This window comes from Macromonas nakdongensis (genome assembly GCF_002837145.1).
Lineage (GTDB): Bacteria > Pseudomonadota > Gammaproteobacteria > Burkholderiales > Burkholderiaceae_C > Macromonas_B > Macromonas_B nakdongensis.
This window is the reverse complement of sequence record NZ_NWMV01000029.1, coordinates 36,450-42,697: the sequence shown is the minus strand read 5'-3', so window position 1 is coordinate 42,697 and position 6,248 is coordinate 36,450. Positions and strand designations below refer to the sequence as shown.

The window sequence follows — 6,248 nt, the reverse complement described above, 5'->3', positions numbered from 1 at the left end:
CTTGCCGTTGTGCGTGGCTTCGACCACCGTGATGTGGTGCGCCGGCACGGTGTTGCCCGCCGCGTCTTTGCGGATGCCCGATTCCATCGGGTGGGACATCAGCACCCGCACGGTGGTCAGGCCACCGGCTTCGGCTGCTCGGATGCGCATCGGATCTGCCATGTTCTTTACTCCTGTGTGTCGGTGTGGGTTCGTTCAGCCGCCGCAGCCACCCAGGGTGACTTTGGTTTCCTTGGTGGCCGAGTACAGCTTGCCGTCGGCCTTGACCACGGCCAGCACGTTGGTGCTTTGCCCCATCTTCAGGCGGGTCTGCACGTCGGCTTCGGTGCCTGCCGGAATGGTGAAACCGGCGGCCAGCGGGTTGGGGTTCTTCTCGACCAGCAGGTAGATCTCGGTGGTGTTGGGCAGCTTGCTGATGGCGCCCACGGGCACGACGGCGCCGTTTTCGGCGATGTCGGGCGAGACGATGCTGACCTGGCCGTTGGCCGCGGGCGCTCCGCCCAGGGCCTTGAGGGCTTCTTCCAGGGTCTTGGCGTCAAAGCCGGCGCGGCCGGCGGCCCAGGCCTGTTCGGCCGTGACGATGCCCAGCGACAGCAGGGTGGCCATCGCCCCCGTGCTCTTGAGGACGGTGCGGCGACTCGTGTGGGTATTCATGGATGTAGGCTCCTGGTGAACAAAGTCACGCCACACCTGTGGGTGGAATGACACAGGTCCAGCGTAAGGCACATGGACATTCAGCGCATCGGTAAAAACACCAAATGCTTATATGCTGAAATTTGAATTTCAAGTCTACAAGAAGACTCAGAAACGGGTTCGGCAGCCCCTGAATGCGGGGAGCCGATGGGGTTATTTGATCAATTCCAGCACCTCCTTGAATTGCGGGTGCTCGCAACCGCGCAACCACTCGAAGGCCACCATTTCGCTGGTCACCAGTTCCACGCCGTTGCCGGCCAGGCGGTCGAAGGCCGCATCGCGGTCGCGCTCGCGGCGCGAGGCACAGGCGTCGGTCACCACCCACACGTCAAACTCCTGTTCCAGCAGGCCCAGGGCGGTTTGCAGCAGGCAGACATGGGCCTCGCAGCCGGCCAGCACCACGGTGTTGCGGGTGGGCGTGGGGTTGGCCGGCTTTTGCAGGTGCTTGGGCAGGCTGCGCGCATTGCTGCCGCTGCTGCGGGCGGGCGGACGCAGGGCGTTCAGCAAATCCGAACCACTCGCATCGAAATCCATCTTGGCAAAGGTTTTCTGGCACAGGGCACGCACCGCCGGGTCGTTTTCGCCCAGACGCGTGGGGTTTTGTTCCGTGCCCCAGACGGGCACGCCCAGGGCTTGCGCCACACGGCCCAGGAACACCGCGCGATCGGTCGCTTCCCGCCCTCCCTGGATCACCGGCATCAGCCGTGCCTGGTAATCCACCAGCACCAGGTGGCAGTCGTCGATGTCTAGCAGCATGTGGATACTCCGTGCGTCAGTGTGCGCTTTAACTGTGTTGGACAAGCCATTGACCAGATTGGATTTTTCGCCTAATCTGCAGCCCATGCCGATGTTCTGTTCCGCCCGACGCTGGGCCGCCGCTGGCGGCTGGGCCGCCTGTCTGTGCGCGACCGTGGCCGCCTGGGCCGGCCCCGTCGATCCGGTGGGCGACTTTTTGTTCACCCGGGGCCTGGTCGATGGCGCAATGCGCACCGAGCCTACCACGAGCCGCCCGCCCATGTCCGACCTGGTGGTCCACGCCATCGGCTTTGTCGGCACCCCCTACCGCCTGGGTGGCAGCCACGTCGAGTCCGGCTTTGACTGCAGCGGCTTTGTACAAACCGCCTACCGCCAGACGCTGGGCGTGGCCCTGCCGCGCCGGGCCGCAGAACAGGCCGAGGCGACGCAGACCATCGACCACACCGACCTGGTGCCGGGCGACCTGGTGTTCTTCAACACCTTGGGCCAAGCCTTCAGCCATGTGGGCATTTACGTGGGAGGGGATCGCTTCATCCATTCGCCCCGCAGCGGAGCCCAGGTGCGCCTGGAAAACATGAAGGAAGCGTATTGGCGGGCACGCTTCACCGGTGCCCGCCGGGTCGAGGCGCTGGCCGCGGGTGCGTCGGCTTTGCTGGGCCGCTGAGCACCGGGCTGCGCCCCGCGGTATCAGGCCATTTCGGCCTTTTTCAGGATGGCGTACAGCTCGTCCTTGAGTTGCAGTTTTTCTTTCTTCAGTGTCTCGATCTGCTCGGGGGTGCCCGAAACGATGCGCCCTTCCATGTTCTTGATCTGTTGGTCGAGGTCGTTGTGCTGATCGAACAGGCGCGTGAAATGGTGGTCTTGGCCTTTGAGTTTGGTGATCAGGTCGCGGTATTCAGGAAACATCTTCACTCCTCTGGGTTGTGGGGGCTGGTGCACCCCTGTGCACCAGCTTCGCGGCCACTGTAGCGCAGGCCAGGGGCCAAGGCTTTGACCTTAAGCAAGCTTTACGCAATCGGCAAAGTAGCTGCGGCGGCCATCCAGCCCCTCTTCCACCACCAGACCGTGGATGTCGGTCTCGAAACCGGGGCAGGCCAGCGCAAATTCGCGCGAGAACTTGAGGTAATCCACGATTTTCTTGTTGAACACCTCGCCCGGAATGAGCAGCGGAATGCCTGGCGGGTAAGGGGTGATCAGCGCCGTGGTGATGCGCCCTTCCAGATCGTCGATGGACACCCGCTCGGTGTTGCGGTGAGCGATCTGCGAGAAAGCGTCGGTGGGCTTCATCGCCGGGGTCAGGTCGCTCAGGTACATCTCGGTGGTCAGGCGGGCGATGTCGTACTTGGCGTACATCTCGTGCACGAACTGGCACAGGTCGCGCAGCCCCATGCGCTCGTAGCGGCGGTGCTTCTGGCAGAACTCCGGCATCACGCGCCACATCGGCTGGTTCCTGTCGTAATCGTCCTTGAACTGCTGCAGCGCGGTCAGCAAGGTGTTCCAGCGGCCTTTGGTGATGCCGATGGTGAACATGATGAAGAAGCTGTACAGGCCGGTTTTTTCCACCACCACGCCGTGCTCGGCCAGGAACTTGGTGACGATGCTGGCCGGGATGCCGCTGGCGGCGAAGTCGCCGTTCATGTTGAGGCCAGGGGTGACGATGGTGGCCTTGATCGGGTCCAGCATGTTGAAACCCGGGGCCATGTCGCCAAAGCCGTGCCAGGACTCCTCGCCGTCGGTGGTCTGCACGCCGTCGGCGTCGGTGCGCTTGAGCACCCAGTCGCTGGCGCGGCCAATGCCCTCCTCCGCCAGTTCCTCCGGGCCCCAGACCTGGAACCACCACTCTTCGGCACCGAATTCGGCGTCCACCTTGCGCATGGCGCGGCGGAAGTCCAGCGCCTCGGCAATGCTTTCTTCCACCAGCGCGGTGCCGCCGGGCGGCTCCATCATGGCGGCGGCCACGTCGCAGCTGGCGATGATGCTGTACTGCGGGCTGGTGCTGGTGTGCATCAAGTAGGCTTCGTTGAACAGGTGGCGGTCCAGCTTGGCGTTCTGCGAGTCCTGCACCAGCACGTGGCTGGCCTGGCTGATGCCCGCCAGCAGCTTGTGGATGGACTGGGTGGAGTACACCACCGAATGCTGCGGCCGACCGCGCTTGCGGCCCATGGCGTGGAAGGCCCCGTAGAAGGGGTGGAACGCCGCGTGTGGCAGCCAGGCTTCGTCGAAATGCAGGTTGTCGACGTAACCGTCCAGCAGGCCCTTGATGGTTTCGGTGTTGTACAGCACGCCGTCGTAGGTGGACTGCGTCAAGGTCAGGATGCGCGGCTTGACGCTGGCGGCATCCACCCCTTGCAACAGCGGGTGGGCGGCGATCTTGGCGCGGATGGCGTCGGGCTCGAACTCGCTCTGCGGGATCGGGCCGATGATGCCCCAGTGGTTGCGCGTGGGCTTGAGGAACACGGGGATGGCCCCGGTCATGATGATGGCGTGCAGGTTGGATTTGTGGCAGTTGCGGTCCACGATCACCACGTCGCCCGGCGCCACGGTGTGGTGCCACACCATCTTGTTGCTGGTGCTGGTGCCGTTGGTGACGAAGAAGCAGTGGTCGGCGTTGAAGATGCGCGCGGCGTTGCGCTCGCTCTCGCCGATGGCGCCGTTGTGGTCCAGCAGCTGGCCCAGTTCTTCCACCGCGTTGCAGACGTCGGCGCGCAGCATGTTCTCGCCGAAGAACTGGTGAAACATCTGGCCCACCGGCGTTTTCAGGAAGGCCACACCACCCGAGTGGCCGGGGCAGTGCCAAGAATACGAACCATCTTCCGCATAGTCCAGCAGCGCCTTGAAGAACGGCGGCTGGATGCCTTCGAGGTAGCTTTTGGCCTCGCGGATGATGTGACGCGCCACGAACTCGGGCGTGTCCTCGAACATGTGGATGAAGCCGTGCAGCTCGCGCAGGATGTCGTTGGGCAGGTGCCGGCTGGTCTTGGTTTCGCCGTACACGTAAATGGGCACGTCGGCGTTCTTGCGGCGCACCTCCTGTATGAAGTTGCGCAGCCCCAACACGGCCGGGTCCAGGTCGGGTCCGGCCGTGAATTCCTCGTCGTCGATCGACAGGATGAAGGCACTGGCCCGGCTCTGCTGCTGGGCGAACTGGCTCAAGTCGCCGTAACTGGTGGCACCCACCACTTCAAAGCCTTCTTTTTCGATGGCTTCGGCCAAGGCACGGATGCCGGAGCCCGAAATGTTTTCGGAGCGGAAGTCTTCGTCGATGATGACGATGGGGAAGCGGAATTTCATGACGCCCGAGTGTACGGACTTAATGTGTCATGTCATCCGTTTGTGGGGGTTTTTGCCCCACAATGGGCCACAAGCGTGGCGGGCGGCCGGTTTCCGGGCCCAGAAACCGCGGGAAAGCTGGGGTATGGACGAATCGACCATTTGGTGGTTGCTGGCCGGGGCCGCGGTGGCCCTGGAGTTGGTGACCGGCACTTTCTTTCTGTTGATGCTGGCCCTGGGCCTGAGCGCCGGGGCCCTGGCCGCCCACGCTGGCGCCGATCTGCGCTTGCAACTGGTGGCGGCCGCGCTGGTCGGCGGCGGCGCGGTGGTGCTCTGGCAACGCTGGCGCAGGCAGCACCCGCGCGCACCCCGGGCCAGCGAAAACCGCGACGTGAACCTGGACATCGGCGAAACCGTGCACGTGAGCGACTGGCAACCCGATGGCAGCGCCCGCGTCAAGTACCGGGGGGCCGAATGGACGGTGGCCCTGCACAGCCCACAGCCAGACCCCACCCCAGGTGCCTACCGCGTCGTCGCGGTCCAGGGCAACCGCCTGCTCGTGTCGCCCGCCTGAATTTTCCCTTCCTCGAAAGCCCTCTATGGAACTCGCTTTTCTGTTGCTCGTGATCGCCGGCATCTTCATCGTCAAATCGATCAAGGTGGTGCCCCAGCAAAATGCCTGGGTCAAGGAGCGCCTGGGCAAATACGCCGGCACGCTCACGCCCGGCCTCAACTTCCTGGTGCCCTTCATCGACAAGGTGGCCTACAAACACAGCCTGAAGGAAATTCCGCTGGACGTGCCCAGCCAGGTCTGCATCACCAAGGACAACACCCAGTTGCAGGTGGACGGCATCCTGTACTTCCAGGTGACCGACCCGATGCGCGCCAGCTACGGCTCGTCCAACTACATCATGGCGGTGACGCAGCTGGCCCAGACCACGCTGCGCAGCGTGATCGGCCGCCTGGAACTGGACAAGACCTTCGAGGAGCGTGACATGATCAACGCGCAGGTGGTCAACGCCATCGACGAGGCCGCGCTGAACTGGGGCGTGAAGGTGCTGCGCTACGAGATCAAGGACCTGACGCCACCGGCCGAAATCCTGCGTTCGATGCAGGCGCAGATCACCGCCGAACGCGAAAAGCGCGCCCTGATCGCCGCCTCCGAAGGCCGCAAGCAGGAACAGATCAACATCGCCACCGGCGAACGCGAAGCCTCCATCGCCCGGTCCGAAGGCGACAAGCAGGCCGCCATCAACCAGGCCGAGGGCGAGGCCGCCGCCATCCTGTCGGTGGCTGAAGCCTCGGCCCAGGCCATCGAACGCATCGCCCGCGCCATCCGCACCGAAGGCGGCGAGCAGGCGGTGCAACTCAAAGTGGCAGAGAAGGCGGTGGAAGCCTATGCCCGCGTGGCCGCCGACGCGACCACCACGCTGATCGTGCCGGGCAACATGACCGAGGTCAGCAGCCTCATCGGATCGGCCATGCAAATGGTCAAAACGGCCAAAGCCGGCGCCTGAAATCAGGCGCCA

At 64.1% G+C, this 6,248-nt stretch carries 8 protein-coding genes; 3 read left to right on the top strand and 5 right to left on the bottom strand.

The window, feature by feature from the left end:
- From CON77_RS05695 to CON77_RS05685, 3 genes are all read right to left on the bottom strand, one after another.
- The coding region (locus tag CON77_RS05695) for a thiosulfate oxidation carrier complex protein SoxZ (RefSeq protein WP_198552278.1) at nt 1–162 on the bottom strand (162 nt) is incomplete at its 3' end.
- 33 nt (nt 163–195) lie between these two features.
- The gene (gene soxY / locus CON77_RS05690; protein ID WP_101048172.1) at nt 196–654 is read right to left on the bottom strand and encodes a thiosulfate oxidation carrier protein SoxY; all 459 of its coding nucleotides are present in this window, start codon (nt 652–654) and stop codon (nt 196–198) included.
- A gap of 192 nt (nt 655–846) precedes the next feature.
- Nucleotides 847–1,449, bottom strand: coding sequence for an isochorismatase family protein (locus tag CON77_RS05685; RefSeq protein ID WP_101048171.1), 603 nt, complete (start codon nt 1,447–1,449; stop codon nt 847–849).
- A gap of 91 nt (nt 1,450–1,540) precedes the next feature.
- Here CON77_RS05685 and CON77_RS05680 point away from each other — a divergent pair, with 91 nt between their 5' ends.
- Nucleotides 1,541–2,113 carry a C40 family peptidase gene (locus CON77_RS05680; protein WP_439650528.1) on the top strand — a complete coding sequence of 191 codons (573 nt, stop codon included), beginning with the start codon at nt 1,541–1,543 and terminating at the stop codon, nt 2,111–2,113.
- 23 nt (nt 2,114–2,136) lie between these two features.
- Here the strand turns inward: CON77_RS05680 and CON77_RS05675 are convergent, their stop codons facing one another.
- Entirely contained in the window at nt 2,137–2,355 is a 219-nt protein-coding gene (locus tag CON77_RS05675; protein WP_101048173.1) for an HP1242/YdcH family protein, read from the bottom strand.
- Nucleotides 2,356–2,445: 90 nt separating this feature from the next.
- Entirely contained in the window at nt 2,446–4,740 is a 2,295-nt protein-coding gene (locus CON77_RS05670; protein ID WP_101048170.1) for an arginine/lysine/ornithine decarboxylase, read from the bottom strand.
- Between the two features lie 124 nt (nt 4,741–4,864).
- On the opposite strand from CON77_RS05670, the gene CON77_RS05665 reads away from it, so the two are divergent.
- Together CON77_RS05665 and CON77_RS05660 are read left to right on the top strand one after the other, a co-directional pair.
- A complete protein-coding gene (locus CON77_RS05665) occupies nt 4,865–5,293 on the top strand; it encodes an NfeD family protein (RefSeq protein WP_101048169.1) in 429 nt (142 codons plus the stop codon).
- A 25-nt stretch (nt 5,294–5,318) separates the two neighbouring features.
- Nucleotides 5,319–6,236 (top strand): SPFH domain-containing protein, encoded by a 918-nt coding sequence (locus CON77_RS05660; protein WP_101048168.1) that lies wholly within the window; start codon nt 5,319–5,321, stop codon nt 6,234–6,236.
- The last annotated feature ends 12 nt before the right edge of the window (nt 6,237–6,248 follow it).